At 47.0% G+C, this 18332-nt stretch carries 15 protein-coding genes; 8 read left to right on the forward strand and 7 right to left on the reverse strand.

The features are described from left to right. Positions 1–135: 135 nt before the first annotated feature. The 4 genes from cysP (at position 136) to KO533_RS16745 (ending at position 4179) form a co-directional block, all read left to right on the forward strand. A complete protein-coding gene (gene cysP, locus KO533_RS16730; protein WP_168825039.1) occupies positions 136–1143 on the forward strand; it encodes a thiosulfate ABC transporter substrate-binding protein CysP in 1008 nt (335 codons plus the stop codon). A 187-nt stretch (positions 1144–1330) separates the two neighbouring features. Then, positions 1331–2176: a sulfate/thiosulfate ABC transporter permease CysT gene (gene cysT / locus KO533_RS16735; RefSeq protein ID WP_105249982.1), complete on the forward strand. Its 846-nt coding sequence runs from the start codon at positions 1331–1333 to the stop codon at positions 2174–2176. Between the two features lie 9 nt (positions 2177–2185). Continuing rightward, entirely contained in the window at positions 2186–3052 is an 867-nt protein-coding gene (gene cysW / locus KO533_RS16740; protein WP_028759251.1) for a sulfate ABC transporter permease subunit CysW, read from the forward strand. Beyond that, entirely contained in the window at positions 3049–4179 is a 1131-nt protein-coding gene (locus KO533_RS16745) for a TOBE-like domain-containing protein (protein WP_173246348.1), read from the forward strand. The genes cysW and KO533_RS16745 overlap by 4 nt, the downstream gene beginning before the upstream one ends. A gap of 372 nt (positions 4180–4551) precedes the next feature. Here the strand turns inward: KO533_RS16745 and KO533_RS16750 are convergent, their stop codons facing one another. From KO533_RS16750 to KO533_RS16765, 4 genes are all read right to left on the reverse strand, one after another. Continuing rightward, positions 4552–5187 (reverse strand): DUF2625 family protein, encoded by a 636-nt coding sequence (locus KO533_RS16750; RefSeq protein WP_173246350.1) that lies wholly within the window; start codon positions 5185–5187, stop codon positions 4552–4554. A gap of 135 nt (positions 5188–5322) precedes the next feature. Beyond that, a complete protein-coding gene (locus KO533_RS16755; RefSeq protein ID WP_168825038.1) occupies positions 5323–6834 on the reverse strand; it encodes an AAA family ATPase in 1512 nt (503 codons plus the stop codon). A 95-nt stretch (positions 6835–6929) separates the two neighbouring features. Then, the gene (locus tag KO533_RS16760; RefSeq protein WP_105249984.1) at positions 6930–8075 is read right to left on the reverse strand and encodes an HlyD family secretion protein; all 1146 of its coding nucleotides are present in this window, start codon (positions 8073–8075) and stop codon (positions 6930–6932) included. A gap of 1 nt (position 8076) precedes the next feature. Further along, positions 8077–8469, reverse strand: a complete 393-nt coding sequence (locus KO533_RS16765) for a DUF3302 domain-containing protein (RefSeq protein ID WP_028759246.1) — start codon at positions 8467–8469, stop codon at positions 8077–8079. Positions 8470–8750: 281 nt separating this feature from the next. Between KO533_RS16765 and purT the strand changes: the two genes are divergently transcribed. From purT to KO533_RS16785, 4 genes are all read left to right on the forward strand, one after another. Continuing rightward, positions 8751–9926: a formate-dependent phosphoribosylglycinamide formyltransferase gene (gene purT, locus KO533_RS16770; protein WP_173246356.1), complete on the forward strand. Its 1176-nt coding sequence runs from the start codon at positions 8751–8753 to the stop codon at positions 9924–9926. A 263-nt stretch (positions 9927–10189) separates the two neighbouring features. Continuing rightward, the gene (locus KO533_RS16775) at positions 10190–11914 is read left to right on the forward strand and encodes an RluA family pseudouridine synthase (protein WP_173246359.1); all 1725 of its coding nucleotides are present in this window, start codon (positions 10190–10192) and stop codon (positions 11912–11914) included. Positions 11915–12057: 143 nt separating this feature from the next. Next, positions 12058–13524, forward strand: a complete 1467-nt coding sequence (locus KO533_RS16780; RefSeq protein WP_173246362.1) for a DUF3142 domain-containing protein — start codon at positions 12058–12060, stop codon at positions 13522–13524. Continuing rightward, positions 13514–15796 (forward strand): hypothetical protein, encoded by a 2283-nt coding sequence (locus KO533_RS16785; protein WP_173496954.1) that lies wholly within the window; start codon positions 13514–13516, stop codon positions 15794–15796. Before KO533_RS16780 ends, KO533_RS16785 begins: the two co-directional genes overlap by 11 nt. A 67-nt stretch (positions 15797–15863) precedes the next feature. Here the strand turns inward: KO533_RS16785 and KO533_RS16790 are convergent, their stop codons facing one another. The 3 genes from KO533_RS16790 to djlA are packed head-to-tail and all read right to left on the reverse strand — an operon-like array spanning position 15864 to position 18315. Continuing rightward, complete coding sequence (locus KO533_RS16790; RefSeq protein ID WP_219255250.1) at positions 15864–16817, reverse strand: D-2-hydroxyacid dehydrogenase; 954 nt, start codon at positions 16815–16817, stop codon at positions 15864–15866. Positions 16818–16852: 35 nt separating this feature from the next. Beyond that, entirely contained in the window at positions 16853–17485 is a 633-nt protein-coding gene (locus KO533_RS16795) for an outer membrane beta-barrel protein (protein WP_219255252.1), read from the reverse strand. A gap of 41 nt (positions 17486–17526) precedes the next feature. Beyond that, positions 17527–18315, reverse strand: a complete 789-nt coding sequence (djlA, locus tag KO533_RS16800) for a co-chaperone DjlA (protein ID WP_219255254.1) — start codon at positions 18313–18315, stop codon at positions 17527–17529. Positions 18316–18332 lie beyond the last annotated feature (17 nt).

Here is an 18332-nt window from a genome sequence, read left to right on the forward strand (position 1 = left end):
ATACTGCTTATAACATAAAATAAATCGCTCATAGTTATTCAAAAAAGTTCTATTCAACTGGCTTTTTATAAACAATTAATTCTATTACTCTAGGTGCCATAACGCTGACAAAATTGCCAGATTAAGGAGTTAAAAATGTCCGTAAAATTGATAAAGGCCCTGCTAGGAACCCTCATTCTGGGAACCTCACTCAATGTGACTGCCGCAGATCAAACCCTGCTTAATTCCTCTTATGATATCGCACGGGAATTATTCAATGCCTACAACCCCGTTTTTGCCAAACATTGGGAAGAGAAAACAGGTAAAACCGTCGAAATTAAACAATCCCATGCAGGATCATCTGCACAGGCACGCTCGATTCTGCAGGGATTACCCGCAGATGTGGTAACGTTTAATCAAGTGACTGACGTACAAGTTCTGCACGATCGCGGTAAATTGATCCCAGAAAATTGGCAACAATTACTGCCTAACGCCAGTTCACCTTACTATTCCACCATTGCATTTTTGGTGCGCAAGGGTAACCCAAAGCAAATCAGCGACTGGGGCGATTTAGCTAAAGATGACGTTAAACTGGTCTTTCCTAACCCAAAAACCTCTGGTAATGCTCGCTACACTTATTTAGCCGCATTAGGTTATGCTCAGAAAAACTATGGTAAGGATAATCAGGCTAAACTGGATCAATTCCTGAAAAAATTCCTCGGTAATGTCGCAGTATTTGATACTGGCGGCCGCGGTGCGACCACCTCCTTTGTTGAACGTGGGATCGGTGATGTATTAATTACCTTTGAATCGGAAGTGAACAATATCCGCCAGCAGTATGGTACGGACGATTACCAAGTAGTTGTACCAAAAACCTCGATTCTGGCAGAGTTCCCCGTCGCTGTAGTTGAGAAAAATGCTAAGCGTAACGGTACACAGGAACTCGCAACTGAGTATTTGAATTATCTCTACAGCGAAGAAGCACAACGTCTACTGGCAGGATTCAGCTATCGTGTACACAACGAAAAGGTAAAAGCTGAGTTTGCTAAGCAGTTCCCTACCGTTGACCTGCTGACTGTTGAGCAAATCATCGGTGGTTGGGATAATGCCATGAAAACGCAGTTTGCTAACGGTGCAAAACTCGATGAGCTATTAAAGCGCTGATATCGTCCTTAATGTAGTAAGATATCAACATTGAACCCGAGCAAAGTCTCGGGTTTATCGCTAATTGGCATTTATCAATCAGTGTTAGCCGTAAAGATTGCATCCAACAAATGGCTTGAGCCAACAACGAGCGAACCGTATAAATAGTATTGGTTTAACGCAATTAACCTGATCGGGTGATTATTCTGTGATTTTTAATAACGGGCGTTTACGCCATAAGCGGGTTCTTCCCGGTTTTACCATCAGCTTAGGTGTGTCCCTACTCTTTGTCAGCCTAATCCTATTATTGCCGACCACAGGCTTAATTATGCAGACCAGTTCAATGAGCTGGTCCGAATACTGGGGCGTGATTGCCGATCCCAGAGTGGTTGCCAGTTACCGAGTTACCATACTATCGGCGCTCGCGGCATCATTATTTAACTGCCTTTTCGGATTATTACTCGCATGGGTACTCGTGCGTTATGAATTTCCCGGCAAACGCATTTTAGATGCCTTGGTAGATTTACCCTTTGCCTTGCCGACCGCCGTTGCCGGTATCACCTTAGCCACCCTTTATGCGGAAAACGGCCAAATCGGTAGTCTATTAGCTGAATGGGGCATAAAAGTTGCCTACACCCCGCTAGGCATAGTAGTCGCGATGATTTTCACCAGTATTCCCTTTGTGGTTCGTACAGTACAACCCGTTCTCGAAGAGTTATCCCACGAGGAAGAAGAAGCGGGAATGACGCTTGGCGCCTCGGATCGTTCGGTATTCTGGCGGGTTATTTTGCCCTCCCTTTGGCCAGCATTAATGATTGGAACGGCACTATCTTTTACCCGCAGTCTGGGTGAGTTTGGTGCAGTGATCTTTATCGCTGGCAATATGCCTTATATCAGTGAAATCACTTCGTTAATGATCTTTGTGCGCCTGCAGGAGTTTGATTTTGCAGGTGCCAGCGCCATTGCCTCAGTGGTTCTGATGACCTCGTTACTGCTATTACTGCTGATAAACCTGTGGCAGGCGCGTTATCTGCGCCGCATTCATGGACGATAAGGAGCGAATATGAACTCATTTAAACCCTTAAGAGTCGGTGAAGCGCCCCTGATCAAATGGAGCCTTATTACCCTCGCCGTGCTCTTAGGCTTGCTATTGTTACTATTGCCGCTGGTGAGTATTTTTCAGCAAGCGTTTGTCGGAGGTTGGGAGCGTTATATTGGACACTTAACTCAACCAGATTCGCTGCATGCGATTGGTTTAACGCTGATGGTGGCAGCGCTCACAGTACCAATCAATTTAGTGTTCGGAATCATGCTGGCCTGGAGCGTGACTCGTTTTGAATTCCCCGGTCGCAAGTTACTGATCACGCTAATTGATATTCCATTTGCGGTCTCCCCTGTCGTCGCAGGTTTGCTCTATTTGCTGCTCTATGGCAACAGTGGCTGGCTGGGCGAATGGCTATATGAGCACGATCTGCAGATCATGTTTGCTTGGCCAGGAATACTATTAGTGACCATTTTTGTCACTTGCCCCTTTGTAGCCAGAGAACTGATCCCATTGATGCAACAACAGGGCGCATCGGAAGAAGAAGCTGCAGTGATCCTTGGAGCGTCATGGTGGCAACTCTTTCGCCGCGTGACCCTGCCCAACATCAAATGGGCACTGATTTACGGTGTGATCCTCACCAATGCCAGAGCCGTGGGCGAATTTGGTGCCGTTGCTGTCGTGTCTGGCAACATTCGCGGCGAAACCAATACCTTACCTTTACATGTGCAATTATTGTATGAAGATTATCAGGCCGAAGCCGCCTTCGCGAGCGCGTCATTACTGGCCCTGATCGCCCTATTTACCCTAATGTTAAAAGCCGTAGTGGAATGGCGGCAACAACGCAGTTTAACCGCCAATGACAATAAAGAGCAGAGCCAACTATGAGTATTCGTCTTACTAATATTTCCAAGAAATTTGGCCAATTTCAGGCGCTTTCCCCACTTAATCTCGATATTCAAGAAGGGGAAATGATTGGTCTGCTAGGGCCATCAGGTTCTGGCAAAACCACACTGCTGCGGATTATTGCCGGTCTTGAAGGAGCCGATAGCGGCCAAATTCAATTCGGCAACCGAGATGTCACCCAAGTGCATGTGCGTGAAAGACGCGTAGGTTTTGTGTTTCAAAACTACGCGCTGTTTCGCCATATGACGGTCGCCGATAACGTCGCTTTTGGACTCGAAGTCATGCCGAAAAAACAAAGGCCTTCGGCGGCAGAAATTCATAAGCGAGTGACACAGCTGCTAGAAACAGTACAACTAGGCCACCTCGCACAGCGCTATCCTGAACAACTCTCGGGAGGACAAAAACAGCGCATTGCATTGGCCCGCGCACTGGCAACCCAACCAGAAGTCTTGCTACTGGATGAACCCTTTGGCGCCTTAGATGCTAAAGTGCGTAAAGAACTACGCCGCTGGCTACGCAGCCTGCATGATGAATTGAAATTCACCAGCGTGTTTGTGACCCACGATCAGGATGAGGCGCTTGAGCTTTCAGATAGAGTGGTAGTGATGAGTAATGGTCATATAGAGCAGATTAATACACCTGCTGAGCTATACTCGCACCCCAATAGTCGCTTTGTGTTTGATTTTCTTGGTAACGTCAATGTCTTTGAAGCCAGTTGGCAACAAAAACGTTGGGAAAATGGTCAAGCATTTTTAACACCTCCAGAACAGCAAACACTGCAGCAAGATGGTGTTCTCTACGTACGCAGTCACGAATTAGCGCTGTCAAATAAGCCTAATAGTCAGGCCAATTTGCCGTTCAATATTGTCGCCATGACCCCCATTGGCGCCGAAGTAAGACTGGAATTAGCCCCACACGGCTGGCATAGCGAAGAACTGTGGGAAGCCAAATTCACCCACCATAATCTGCAGGAACTCGGGTTGCAAAAAGGCAGTGTAGTTTACGCTACCCCAAGAACAGCTTACTTCTTTGGTGCGCAGGGTGAGAGTTCACCGACGCGTCTTAACTGGCCATTCCTGACTCCGGGCAGTCTCGCCTTTGATATCTAATGTCATCATAATAGGAATAAGCAGCATTAGCGGTACCACAGGGAGTGGATACCGCTAAGATTCAAACCATTTAGAGAGATATTGTCACGCCAAACAGTGAAGCACTCATTAGGCATTGCCGCGACAACTTTTGGTGATAGCGACAGCTTTGATTTTTGATGCAAGCGGTAACGAGAAAGCCCAAGATACCGCCAAAACGTCAGCTAGATCTTGGCGCTGTCCCCTCCGAAGTTAATTATGGATGGCATATACAGCCCATCCATGTTGAATCAATAGAGCTGATAAGCAGATTTACATCTAACAATCAATATATTAGATGTTTGTAACAAATAATTATTGCAGAAGTACTCATAAAATCAGCGGGTAAACGAATTAACTAACCGAGGTTAATAATTCCAATTTCAGCCTATACATTTCATCAACTGACACCACTTTCACGCTGCTTATTTCAATAGAACCTTCTTTCGCCCATAAAAATGGATAAAAGCTCAGGCATTTATCTGTAGCTATCTGTGAATAGGTTTTTTGAAAGCGCTCTTTACCTAAACTCGCATAAAACTCATTGATTCTCTTTGTAGCTGACCATTGAAAAAAATCTGTGAACCCGATTTCTAACCCTTCCCAATGAATTGAGTCTGGCGACCAATAGTATATATTCCCAACATCTGCGCCTAAACCGCCGCCGTTGATAGCAAAAAATCCACCAACTACGTCATTAGCCACTAAAAGATAATGTGCACTTCTATTCCAATCAGTAAGGTTTCTAGACAATCTTTCATGTCCAGAGCCGAAAAATCGAATCCATCCATTGTCGATCAAAATCCCACCGGTTTCGTAGGCAATAGCCCCTAATACCGAACGAGTCGATACCTGAAGGGATTCAAGTACTTCAACCCGATCCTTTGAAGGCGGCAGTATCTCTACACAATGCTCAGCACCAGCAACCACTTCATTGACTACTTTTATGCCAGAGTCTTCGATATCAATCAGTTCATATATACTTTTCAATCTCTTATCCTTGTATCACTAATATCCAGTAAAACGACTCACCATTCATAACGGTACCTTGGGAATCTCGAAAATAACTAAGCCAATATAGCGTTTAAAAATGCTAGTTAGCACTCATGGTACCAAGCAAAAATCTTACTCATGGGCATTCACGGTTCGGCCTGCTGCCCATTGTCGTAGCGCATTGATTTTATCGCTCATGACCACAGATAAAGGCCGTGTCTTACTAAGTTCTTCAAGTAATAGCACTTGGTCGACACTGCACTCGACACTTCTTGCGGTATACATGGCAGCAATAACGGCTTGTTCGATTTCGGCGCCGGAAAATCCTTGGCTACGCGCCGATAACTGGGCGAGATCTAAGCTCGCCACATCGATTCCACGGCGCTTACAGTGGATTAAGAAGATGGCTTTGCGTATAGCTTCGTCGGGTAAATCGACAAAAAAGATTTCATCCATCCTGCCCTTTCGCATCAACTCTGGCGGCAGAACTTGAATATCATTAGCGGTAGCCACCACAAACACTTCAGATTTACGCTCCGCCATCCAAGTGAGTAAGGTGCCGAGGATCCGCGTCGAGGTGCCCTCATCGCTGCTACTCCCGCTTAAGCCTTTTTCAATTTCATCTATCCAAAGCACACAGGGCGACATCATGTCAGCCAGATCCAGTGCATTACGCAGGTTCTTCTCGGTTTCGCCTATGTATTTGTTATATAAGGCTGCCATATCGAGCCTAAGCAAAGGTCGTTGCCAAACGCCCGCAACCGCCTTAGCCGCGAGGCTCTTACCACTGCCCTGAACGCCCAGCAGTAAAATCCCCTTGGGCGCATCGAGCGCTTTGACGTGCTGAACTGGAGTCGGCTGGCCGCCTTGGTCAATGGCGCTGACAGCCACTATGGGCGAGCGCTGCTTGAGCCATTTTTTTAGATTATGCAGTCCTGCAACCTGTGAAAAATCACTGGTGTCGTATTCAAATTGCAGCACACCATTAAGATCGAGTAGCTGAAACTTGGCTTTATTGATGGCGTCGATATCTGACAAGGTAATAGCACCGTCATTGACTATGGCTTTGCGTACGAGACGACGGGCATCGTCTAAAGTCACACCCCGCAGATTATCGGCTAATTTGACCACAGCCGCATCATCGACCTGTAGCGGCGTACCTTGGTGACGAATTTTATCAACTTCAAGATAAATCAGATTTTGCAATTGCACTGTACTTGGCAAAGTTAAGTGAAAATAAGCGCAATAACGTTTGATTTCAGGCGGAATTTCAAAGGCATGGCTCACCAGCACTAATGTGTGTTGCAGCGTCTCGTACTCAAGGGCGATTTCTTTAAGCAAACGGACATTCTTAGGTGCATCAATCACAAAGGGATGGAAGTCGCACAGCACATAAATTCCCTGCTGCGAGGTTGATTTAATTTGCCCGAGCAAATCTGTAGGTTCGCTATTAAACTTTTGCGCCGCCAAGGGCTTATCGACCCGTGCCAGACCTTGGGTGATACTCCATGTAAACACAGGTTGATAAAGCACACTGGCGACCCGCTTAAGCAGCTCAACCACGCGATATTCTTCATAGGTTTCAATCACTACAATTGGCGTATTGGAGCGCAGCACTGAGGTTAAATCGTGAATATCTTGCATGCTTTCAAATTCCTTTTTATTCACCCAAAAATGTGTCACAAAAAAGTCCAGCGAACTGGACTTAATACAACAGACAAAAGTTAACCGATTAAGGGTTAATGTCCATCAAAAAACAAGTAATTCAGCCAACCTTGCATCCTCAGCAATACTTTACGCATCACAGCGACATGATGGAAATGTTCAGTATAAATTGCAACCTGCCCAGAAACACCCGCAGGAAATTGCTTACGGATAGCATCATCTTCGATATCAATCAGCACAATCACGCGACCATTTTGAAATAAACGAGCCGATGACTGCAGCGCGCCGCCCATTTGAACTTCACCTTCAGCCATAGCGGGTAATATTTTCGCCACTTTTCCCTTAAAGATTTGTCCTGGAGCGGCATCCAATATCACTTCAGCTTCATCACCTTCCTGCAAACGCATTAACGAGTTTTGCCAGAATGCCCCCGCAAAGTAGCGTTGCTCGTCGGGAATAAAGCTCATTACTGGACGTAATGGTAAAGGCACTGCCATCGCTCCCGCACGAAGTGCCATTTGCGTTACCACACCATCTGCAGGTGCCCGCACGACTGTCTGTTCTAAATCGTAGAGTGCACTGGCTAAATCAGCTTGCAAGCCAGCCACTTTGGTATTAACACCATCAATATTAGATTCATAGGCCAGCCTGACACGCAGTTCTTCAGCATTCGCGACGGTCAGTTGTGCCTCTGAGGCTAAGTACAATTGACGCCTATTATCGAGTTCTAGTTCAGTAAAAGGCGAATTCGCGCCCCCTTTCTTGCGGCCTAACTCATAACGCTCGAAGGCAGATTTATTACGGTCTTTATCGGCCCTAGCGCGCTCTACATTAGCCTTAGCCGACTCCCACGCCGCGGCGAGTTGTGGCACTTGGAGCTCTGCTTCCATCAAAGCAGCGCGTTTACGTTTAACAACGGCCTCGAAGGGAATAGGATCGAGACGAAATAACACATCCCCTTGTTTAACAGGCACATTAGGCTGCACTTCCACCGAAGTCACTAAGCCTTTTACTGCGGGTGTGATAGGGATAGTGACAAAATATTCACGGGCAAAACGAGAATAAGGATGGTTGTAATTCATCACGAGCAATAAGGTACCAATAATGAACACTCCACCCAGCACTGCAGTAGGAACAGTCCATTTATTCATCGGAATTTTAAAGACTTTAAAGATAGCAATACACACGGCCGCATAGGTGAGTATGAGTAATAAATCCATGTTATACCTCAACTTTGTCTGTTTTTATCGCATCCACAGCAGGCGCTATATTCATGGGAGTTATTTGCTCTAACTGTTCAAGCCGAGTCTGAAGCCCTCTGACCGTCTCGCGCAATGAATTCACATCCTCCTCTAAAACTAATTCTCGCTTCATTACAGTATTGAACCCCCAACCGCGATCTTCACGGTATAAAGTCGCCCAGATCCATAAAAATGGCCAAATTGCATGTAGGGTGAATAGACTCACCCACCCGGCGATATGCAATGCATCTTGCTGGGGATGATTACGCTTTTTGGCTATTTCATAGGGGATATCATGAATGGCAATGACACCATAAAACATGATAATGATGACGAAAAATAAAATACCTAACGCAAAGTAATCTAAGAACATCCGCATCTCCTTGTATTAATAATATGTATTCCATCCCAAAGATTAGTGGATGGTCCCCAAACATGCTACCAACATGACATTAACATTTGAGTTTACTCTCAACCTCAGCCCCAATATTAACCAAAGATATGCTGTTTCGTTTTTGCCCCCAGTGATCCGGGACACACTTGTCGATTTACTCCATGACCCTAAAGCCTGTTCAGGCTAAACTAGCCACATCATTGCGACATAGAACGCAAGCATAAAACTCATCATCCCTACAATCTCAAAGGTACCCACACATGATAGGCACTCCCTACACTGAGGGCGCACGACGCGCCATGTTGCTCGGCTGCGGTGAACTTGGCAAAGAAGTGGCCATTGAACTGCAACGCTTAGGCGTTGAAGTGATTGGCGTTGACCGTTACGCCAACGCCCCCGCCATGCAAGTCGCGCATCGCTCCCATGTGATCAATATGCTCGATGCCAACGCCCTGCGTGCGGTTATCGAGTTAGAAAAACCGCACTTAGTCATCCCAGAAATTGAAGCCATCGCCACCCAAACCTTAGTGGACATGGAAGCCGAAGGGGTGAATATTATCCCAACAGCTCGGGCAACAAAGCTCACTATGGACAGGGAAGGTATTCGTCGTCTCGCCGCTGAAACCTTAGGTTTACCGACTTCTCCGTATTTTTTCTGTGATACCGAAACCGAATTTAATCAAGCGATTAGTGAAATTGGCGTTCCCTGTGTGGTGAAGCCAGTCATGAGTTCCTCGGGCAAAGGCCAAAGCGTTATTCGCGATATCGCCCTCAGCCATAAAGCGTGGCAATACGCCCAAGAAGGCGGACGCGCCGGCGGCGGTCGCGTGATAGTCGAAGGCTTTATTCCCTTCGATTATGAAATCACCCTGTTAACCATCAGCGCAGTCAACGGCATTCATTTTTGTGCGCCCATTGGCCACAGGCAAGAAGATGGCGATTATCGCGAGTCATGGCAGCCACAAGCCATGTCCGATGAAGTGTTAGCAAAATCCCAAGCAATTGCGAGCAAAGTCGTCGAAGCCCTTGGCGGTTATGGATTATTTGGCGTAGAACTGTTTGTTAAAGGCAATGAAGTGTATTTCTCTGAAGTCTCGCCAAGACCCCACGACACAGGCTTAGTCACACTCATCAGCCAAGATTTATCAGAATTTGCCCTACATGTGAGAGCGATTCTCGGCCTGCCTATTCCCAATATCCATCAGCATGGTCCAAGTGCCTCGGCGGTTATTTTGGCCGAAGGCACCTCAAACAATATCCGCTATCAAGGGATTGGTGCGGCATTAGAAGCGGTCAACACTCAGCTTAGATTATTCGCCAAACCCGATATTGATAGTCGCCGCCGTTTAGGTGTCGCGCTTGCCCGTGATATCGATATCGACAGCGCAATCAGCAAAGCACTCGATAGCGCCAGTAAAGTAAAAGTCATCTTTTAAGCGGGTTTAACCGTTTAAAATTGGCTTTAAGTACAAGCGACACATCAAAGGGAAATGCGCTTTAATGCCATTTCCCTTTTTCAACACAGAGCCGTATCTAAAATCCGTACCAATAAAAAGTGACTGCCCAAAATCGACAGTCCCAAATCGACAGAGTAAACTAGCGCCCTTTCTTGCTAGCCATCATCCTAAGTTGTGGCTTAACTCAGATAATTAACTCCGATAATTAACCCAGATAAGTAAAACCAACAGTAGACCCCAATATGCATCTTCAGCCTTCTTGCTTTACCTCTTTCACACAAGCCATTGATGCCTATGCCCTGCCGCAACGTTTTACCTTTCCTTTCTATTACGAACCGCATCCATTATGCGTGATCGCAGCCAACGAATTACAACGCCACCTTGAGACTCAAAACGATTGGCAACATAACTTTGGCCTCACGGGGGAGTTAACCGGTGCCATTGGTAAAATGTTTGGTGTACTTTTAGTGCAAGATCCGCAGGGAGATGTGGGCTATTTGTCGGCATTTTCGGGCAAGTTAGCTGAGCAGAACCATTGGCCACGCTTCGTTCCACCTGTGTTTGATATGCTGGCTAAGGACAATTTTTTCCACGCCGAAAATCTGCAAATCAACCAAATTAACGAGCAGCTACTTGCAGTAGAAAATCATCCCGATATTCCTCGGCTATCGAGCGAACTCAACGCTGAGCAAGCTCAAGCACAAGCCAAGCTTGCCGCCCACAGGCAAGTGATGATCGACGGCCGTCAATCCCGCAAGACGCAGCGCAATCAACTCGCAGTGCAATGGGCTGCCAATCCGACTGATGAGACTTTACGTGAAAATACGGCAATCGAAGCTAAACTCAGCCAAGAAAGCATTAATGAAAAGAATCAGTTAAGAGATATTAAACGCTATTGGGATGAACGTATCCATGCCATCAGCCAAGCATTAACTCTGCTCACTGATAAGCGTGACGCATTAAGACTACAGCGTAAACAGCTCTCGGCGGCGCTGCAGCAAAAGCTGTTTGAGCAGTATCGTTTTTTGAATATTCGCGGCTCAGAAAAAAGCCTTAACGGCATATTTAACGGGACGGTTGAGTTAACGCCGCCAGCAGGCTCGGGAGAATGTGCCGCCCCTAAGTTGCTACATTACGCCTTTAAACACGGTCTTAAACCATTGGCGATTGCCGAATTTTGGTGGGGGGCGCCGCCAAAATCAGAAATTCGCCAACATAAGCAGTTTTATCCTGCCTGTCTGCGTAAATGCCAGCCTATCTTGGGGCATATGCTCGAAGGGCTTGTTGTCGATGATAATCCCCTGCTGACGAACCCTGCCGAAGGCAAAACCTTAAACATCCTCTACCAAGACGAGGCGATGGCGATTGTGAACAAACCCGCCGAATTTTTATCAGTGCCCGGCAAAGAGATTGAAGACTCAGTGTATTCGCGCATGCGGCAAACGTTTCCCAATGCCACTGGACCACTTATCGTCCACAGGCTCGATATGTCGACCTCGGGATTAATGGTGATCGCATTGACAAAAGACGCCCATAAACAGCTGCAAAAACAGTTTATCCAGCGCACAGTGACTAAGCGTTATGTGGCACTTTTAGCAGGGATCCCTACAGCAATGGCAGATAAGCAGGCAGCAGGACAAATCTCTTTACCCCTACGTGGCGATTTAGACGATAGACCGAGGCAACTCGTTTGCCACGAGTTTGGCAAAGCGGCCCAAACCTATTGGGAATTAAGCCATATCGATGAAATGGCACGTACAGCCCGCGTATATCTATCCCCAAAAACGGGCCGAACCCATCAACTCAGAGTTCACTGCGCCCACTCAGAAGGGCTAAATACGCCCATTTTGGGTGACGATCTGTACGGCACTCGTGCCAATCGCCTGCATCTGCATGCAGATTTATTGATACTTCAACATCCCGTCACCCGTGAACAGATGCGCTTTCAAGTCGCTCCTGATTTTTGAGATCTGAGTTCTGATATTGATTAGCAAGGCACCAAAAGGAAAACCAAGCTTAGTGGGCATTATCAGAAGTTTGACCGCGATGTATAAGTGGCATTTTTCAGGCATAGTAATGTCTCACTCAAAACGGAATCGACAGCAGTAGTATGGGCATAGGCAATCTGGTTAAAAACATAAGCCAAAATCAATGGTTCTTATTTGCTTTGTTGAGCGCCGCCGTATTTATGAGCGCCTGTCAGCCAGCATCGAACGCTAATGAAACCACGGCTAGCCCAAATACCAGTGTCGCAGTAAAAGCCGCTACAGAAGCAACAACGCTTCGAGCGCCACTCGCGCAGGAAGTCTATATCTGGCAGCGCCAATGGCGCCCCGCCAATCAAACGGCATTAGTGCAAAGCCAAAGTGCATTCCAAGGATTACGTATTTTAGCGCTGCAAGCACATCCCAAAACCAATGGCGCAGACATTTGGTTTGAAGTTGCGGTCAATCATGCTTGGTTGCAGGCAGATCCTAGGCCAAAAATTGCCGTGATTCGCTTAGATGGTCAGTTCGCGCATTTAAATGATGAACAAGTGATCAATAAAATCAGCCAAGTACTAGCAAATTGGCAGGCAAAAGGCACGCACATCGCGGGGGTTGAAATCGACCACGACAGTGCCAACAGTAAACTGCCAGCCTATCGGGATTTTCTTAAAAAGCTTAAAGCGCAGTTACCCGCAGAACTCAAACTCAGCATTACTGCACTGCCCGCTTGGCTCAGTAGCGCCGATTTTCCCGTGTTACTCACCAGTATTGATGAACTGGTGCTACAAATTCACAGCGTAAGCGATCCACGCCTCGGACTATTCGATGCGACTCAAGGTTGGCAGTGGGTGCAGCAACTCTCAAATATCAGCACTGTTCCTTACCTTATTGCGCTCCCCGCCTATGGTTCGGCGGTCATCAGTACAGCTTCAGGTTATAAAGTTGAAAGTGAAACACCGCTGCGCGATCAACTCAAATCAGCCAATGTAGTACAGGAACTGATGGCCGATCCTCTAGTATTACAAGCCTTTGTGCAAAAACTACACACTCAAAAAGATGCCAAACTCAGAGGCATTATCTGGTTTAGGCTGCCGCTGGAAGGGGATAAAAGGGTTTGGCCACTCAACACCTTAATCGCCGTTGCACAGCAAGGTGAACTTGCCGCCAAGATTGAATTAGTGATCTCAAGCGATAACGAGGCCACAACCCAAACGACATTAGCCGCTGAAAATAAGCCAAAAAATCTGGAAATCCACAGGCCACAGCTATTTCAACTGAGCTTAATGAATCACGGTAATATTGCAGGTGAAATTCCTCCTCTTTTGTCGCTAGCGGGACAAGCTTGCAGCGGGTATGATGCGCAAAATGGCTATAGCGTAATACAAAAAGATGGGCTGTTAACGTGGCAATGGCGAGCTGAGAATACAGCAGCGTTGACACCAACCAAAACAGTTTCACGCACTGCAATCATGCCTATGCCGCAATCAAACAGAGACATTCAAACACACATGCTCAACCCTGGCGGCCAAAAAGTGATAGGCTGGGCACGTTGTGAGTCATTATATTTACAGGGAATTTATGCGCCATAAGCCAAAACTATCATTTACCATGGCAATACCCAATCGGGCTTTTATGCTTAAAAAGACCACGCTCATTTGTTTAAGCTTATTTTCCCCTATGCTATTGGCCTGCGGCCCCGATTTTCCTTTGCAACTCACTCAGGATAGGCAGAGCAATCTCAGTTATTTACCGCAAACCTCTTTCAGCCAGCAGCTCACCGCCCTCGCAAAACCTTTGCCTTGGCAGTATCAAGATGCACCCGCTGCACAGGAATATCTCTGGGATGAAGTGCATAGCCGTTATCTTTCACAAACTCGCGCCTTTGAAAACAGCGAGTTAAGTGACGCCCATTTAGCCTTAGTGAACACTTTGCGGGATGCAACGGGCCCCATTGAAGCCGAGCAAATGGCCGCTAAGTTAGACAAAGATCTACCACAAGCGCTAACTTGGTACACCTTAGGTGCCGTAGCGTTTGAAGCAAAAGATTATGAGAGGGCGAGTAACTATTTCAGCAAAATCATCAAATTACCACAAAGTGAACGCGCATCTCGTAGCCTGTGGGCACTCTATTCGCTGTCGCGTATTGAGCTTATCTTAAGCAAAACTTCGGCTGATCCTGAACATTTTAATCGTGCCAATGCTTACCTGACACAATTACAAACCGAAGTCGCACAAGGCGCAGCCGATCCCCTGCGTTTGAGTTTAGCGAGCTTAGGTGAACAAGCCTATATCCTGCTACACCAAGGCCAGCCGCTCCCGCAATTGACCAATCAAGCTACAGGTGAAACTGAGTCAGAGCTGCAAATGGCTCTCACCCCTGATGCACTGAATAAAGCTATTGAGCTCTATGCCACCCAATCGGTACAGGGCGATAGCGGCGGTTATGATTCCTTATTGATGTTAAGCCGCACTTTGATGAGTAAAGAGATTGCTGAACTTAAGCCGCTACTGCAACAGGCGAGCGTGCAGCAGTTATTGATTGCCTATTGGCAAAGCAGCACTAATGAATTTGCCTATAATGGCCAGCTTTCGGAAATGGGATTAAAGGTTGCTGAGCTCCTTAAAGTATTTCCAACGGATGGCTTACAGCTCAACCATGGCGATAAATTAGCGGCGATTTATTACCAGTTAGGGGATTATGCCAGTGCTGAGCGCCTATTAACGCTAGCGAAACCGAGCGGCCTCACTTGGTGGCTCAACGCAAAATTAATGCTACAAAAGGGCGATCAAGCAGAAGCGGCCAAGGCCTATGCTCAGGCTGCGCGTCACTTCCCTGAGCAGCTCAATAAGATCTCGGCCACTGTTGACGCTAAAGAAACTCAGCAACAAGCCATTAATGCCGATGAAGATACAGCCACTTACTGCCGTATTCGTGCCGAGCAAGGGGTGTTGTCACTAGAGCGTGGCGAATATGTCGATGCGCTCAATCACTTACTCGCCAGCGGTGATGAGTACTGGCAAGACATCGCCTATGTGGCGGAGCGCGTACTCACCACGGCTGAACTTAAGCTATTTATCGACGAACATGTGCCATTTATCGCCTTTGAATACCCTAAAGACAGCGACTGGTACGATAATATTGAGCCAATTAACAACCGCTTGCGCTACTTGTTAGGTCGCAGGCTATTACGCGAAGGCGCGATAGCTGAAGCGCCGGTTTACTTCCCTAATCCTAAACTGAATGCCAGCGCCCTTGCCTACGGCACAGAGCTGAATGCAGCAAAAAAAACAAAAGGCATTGATAGCGCGAAAGCCTATTGGGCTGTTGCCGAACTTGCTCGCCACCAAGGCATGGAACTCTTAGGATTTGAATTAGCCCCGGATTACACTATTTACCAAGGTGTGTTCGATCTAAGTGATTGGAATGAGCCGAGCAAACTGGCTGAGAAAGAACAACTGCGGATCAGCGCCAGCCAAGCAATTCCCGATAAACGCTTCCATTATCGCTACACGGCAGCAGAACTAGCCAACAAGGCATCGGATCATGTACCCCACAACAGCCAAGCCTATGCAGCGCTACTCTGCCAAGCCACAGGTTGGGTCTTGTATCGAGATCAAGAACTTGCCCTACGTTACTACAAAAAATACGTCGCCAACGGCCCCTTTGTGCCTTGGGCCGAGAACTTTGGTTTGCAGTGTGAAGCGCCCGATTTTGACGGTGCAGTAAAACGAGCGCAGGCGAATGAAATGGCAGAATGGAACGCCCTGTACCACAAGCTGAAAAAGCCCGTCGTATTTGGCGTATTAGCCCTCACAGGCTTATTGGGTGTGTGGTGGATGCGTAGAAGAAAAACTCAATAATAAATAACCATTTACGTCTTTCTCTCTCAACGTCGATATGATGAAAGAGAGAAAGACGCATACCGCTTTACTTATTCACGCAGTTAATCACTTCCCCCTTCAAATAACCGTTCAAATTCGCCACTGCGATATTGAGTAGACTTTGCCTTGCTTCCTTCGTCGCCCACGCATTATGCGGGCTGATGCTGATATTAGGCGCATGCAGTAAGGGATTATCTGCAGTGGGCGGCTCGGTCGATAACACATCCACGCCGGCAAATAACTTGCCTTGAGCCAGCGCAGCAGCAAGCGCGGCTTCATCAATTAATCCACCGCGCGCTGTATTAATCAGCAGCGCATTAGGCTTCATCAAGGCGAGGGTTTGTTGATTGATAAATTGCTCAGTTTCTGGAGTAAGCGGACAATGGAGCGAAATAATATCTGATTCGCTAAGCACAGTATCACGTTGCGCCCACATCACGCCTTGGGGTAAATCCTTGATGATTGAACGAGTATTGACAAGAACTTTCATCCCGAATGCGAGGGCGAGCGTTCCCACCTGCTGACCGATATCGCCATAACCTATTAAGCCTAAAGTCTTGCCTTTTAAAGATTGCAACGGCATTAAAGTAAAACAAAAATCTTGGCAGTTCACCCACTGGCCATCGACCACAGCTTGATGATGGGCGGCCACGGCTTGGGTGTGATGCAGAATATGGGCAAACACCATTTGCGCAACGGCATCAGGCGCATAAGCGGGCACATTAGTGACCACTATACCTTGCGCTTTAGCTGCCGCGATATCGACAACGTTCGTGCCCGTGGCCAATACGCCTATGTATTTGAGACTAGGAAGTTGCGCTAGCGTCTTTGCATTCAAGGGCGTTTTATTGGTGAGAATGACTTCAGCACCTTGGGCTCGCGCGACAATATCAGCGCCACTTGTGCGGGGAAAACACGCAAACTCGCCTAATTCATTTAAGGATTGCCAGCTGAGATCGCCAGGATTTAAGGTTTCACCATCAAGTACGACTATTTTCATGCCACTAAATCTCCTTTTAAGACGATGCGTTAAATCTAAAAACTGACTTTGAGCCCAAGGTTAGCCTGAGCCTGCCACATCACATCCGACGTAATGTGCCATAGGCATTCATCTTCATTGCAAAACAGCGAAGTGTCACTGTTGATAAAAGTCGCATAACCCCGAATATCCGCAAACAGGCCAAAGTGTGGCGTCACTTGATACTCTACCCCGCCACCAATCCCCATGGAGAAACGCGTTTCGCTCGACCAACCGCTAGGTAGCATGCGGGTGATCCCCGCGCTGGCGGTGACATAGGGCTGGATATCGCCACGGGGGAAATATAAAGTGCCACCCAAGTGGATGTAATCTAAATCTAACGAGGTAAAAAAGTCTGGCGTAAACAAGCCGCCACTTTTCAGTTCAGAGGCTTGATGACTATATAAAAGATAAATATTACCGGGATCATTGGTGCCAATACCCACCATCAAACCGTAATGACTCGACTCCTCGACTTTCACATCGGCCTTATCACCCGTTTGATCTGTGTTGACCTCATATTGATTCACATCAAATTGACCGCCCCCCAGACTATAACCGCCAAAAGGTGCGACAAATACCTCGGCCCGCGTAGACATAACCACAGGTAACAAACTCGCCAACAGCAACAAACGGTAAGTGTTTTTCATAATGAATTCCTTATCTTTTACAAAAACCAATTTTATCAAGGCTAACGCATACCGCGCTCAGACTTGACTCTGTCATAGGCTGCTTGAATATCCTGAGCCTTACGATTAGCGAGCTCCATCATTTCCGGTGGCAACCCTTTCGCCACTAACTTATCGGGATGATGTTCATTCATCAATTTACGGTAAGCCCGTTTAACTTCTTGGTCGCTAGCTTCGTTCGTAATGCCAAGTAAACTGTAGGCATCAGTAATCGATGTTTTATTGCCACTCGATGTTTGATGGAAACGAAACTCCGCCTGCCAGCGTTTAAGTAATTCATCTAACTGCGCTCGACCATAACCTAACTCTTGAGCAATCGTCATCAAGATAGCGTGCTCAGCGGGATCCAATTCACCATCAGACAGTGCCGTTTGGATCTGGATTTCGATGAACATCTGCACTAACTCTTTGCGTCCCATCGTAATAACACGGAAAGCTTGTAAGCTGCTGCGCAGATCAAAATCCGCCGATTTACCCTCACGAAATGCCTGTTGCGCCTCTTTACGGGCTTCTCCCGTTAAACGCATTTGCTCCATTAATAAGGTCGCAATGCGAATATCGGTTTCGGTAACATGTCCTGATGCTTTCGCCACATGCCCCATTACTGCAAATGTGGTATTAAAGAAAATGGCTTGGCGATTCTTAGCCTGCCCTAGGATCTGTCGAAAACCCACGCCCGATGCAGCACGCTTATCGTAAAGATGACCGAGCCACAAACCTAGCAGTGCCCCAAAAATACGGCCGAACATAAAGCCAATGACAAATCCAAAAAACTTACCCCAAAGCCGCATCTTATTTCCTGATTTCT

The sequence above is a fragment of the Shewanella sp. NKUCC05_KAH genome (assembly GCF_019345585.1).
GTDB lineage: Bacteria > Pseudomonadota > Gammaproteobacteria > Enterobacterales > Shewanellaceae > Shewanella > Shewanella oncorhynchi.

What these genes read in the sequence shown, in the direction of transcription:
- cysP (WP_168825039.1), top strand. Translation starts at nt 136, where the DNA reads ATGTCCGTAAAATTGATAAAGGCCCTGCTAGGAACCCTCATTCTGGGA.
- cysW (WP_028759251.1), top strand. Translation starts at nt 2,186, where the DNA reads ATGAACTCATTTAAACCCTTAAGAGTCGGTGAAGCGCCCCTGATCAAA.
- KO533_RS16745 (WP_173246348.1), top strand. Translation starts at nt 3,049, where the DNA reads ATGAGTATTCGTCTTACTAATATTTCCAAGAAATTTGGCCAATTTCAG.
- KO533_RS16755 (WP_168825038.1), bottom strand. Translation starts at nt 6,834, where the DNA reads ATGCAAGATATTCACGATTTAACCTCAGTGCTGCGCTCCAATACGCCA.
- KO533_RS16760 (WP_105249984.1), bottom strand. Translation starts at nt 8,075, where the DNA reads ATGGATTTATTACTCATACTCACCTATGCGGCCGTGTGTATTGCTATC.
- KO533_RS16765 (WP_028759246.1), bottom strand. Translation starts at nt 8,469, where the DNA reads ATGTTCTTAGATTACTTTGCGTTAGGTATTTTATTTTTCGTCATCATT.
- purT (WP_173246356.1), top strand. Translation starts at nt 8,751, where the DNA reads ATGATAGGCACTCCCTACACTGAGGGCGCACGACGCGCCATGTTGCTC.
- KO533_RS16775 (WP_173246359.1), top strand. Translation starts at nt 10,190, where the DNA reads ATGCATCTTCAGCCTTCTTGCTTTACCTCTTTCACACAAGCCATTGAT.
- KO533_RS16780 (WP_173246362.1), top strand. Translation starts at nt 12,058, where the DNA reads ATGGGCATAGGCAATCTGGTTAAAAACATAAGCCAAAATCAATGGTTC.
- KO533_RS16785 (WP_173496954.1), top strand. Translation starts at nt 13,514, where the DNA reads ATGCGCCATAAGCCAAAACTATCATTTACCATGGCAATACCCAATCGG.
- KO533_RS16790 (WP_219255250.1), bottom strand. Translation starts at nt 16,817, where the DNA reads ATGAAAATAGTCGTACTTGATGGTGAAACCTTAAATCCTGGCGATCTC.
- KO533_RS16795 (WP_219255252.1), bottom strand. Translation starts at nt 17,485, where the DNA reads ATGAAAAACACTTACCGTTTGTTGCTGTTGGCGAGTTTGTTACCTGTG.
- djlA (WP_219255254.1), bottom strand. Translation starts at nt 18,315, where the DNA reads ATGCGGCTTTGGGGTAAGTTTTTTGGATTTGTCATTGGCTTTATGTTC.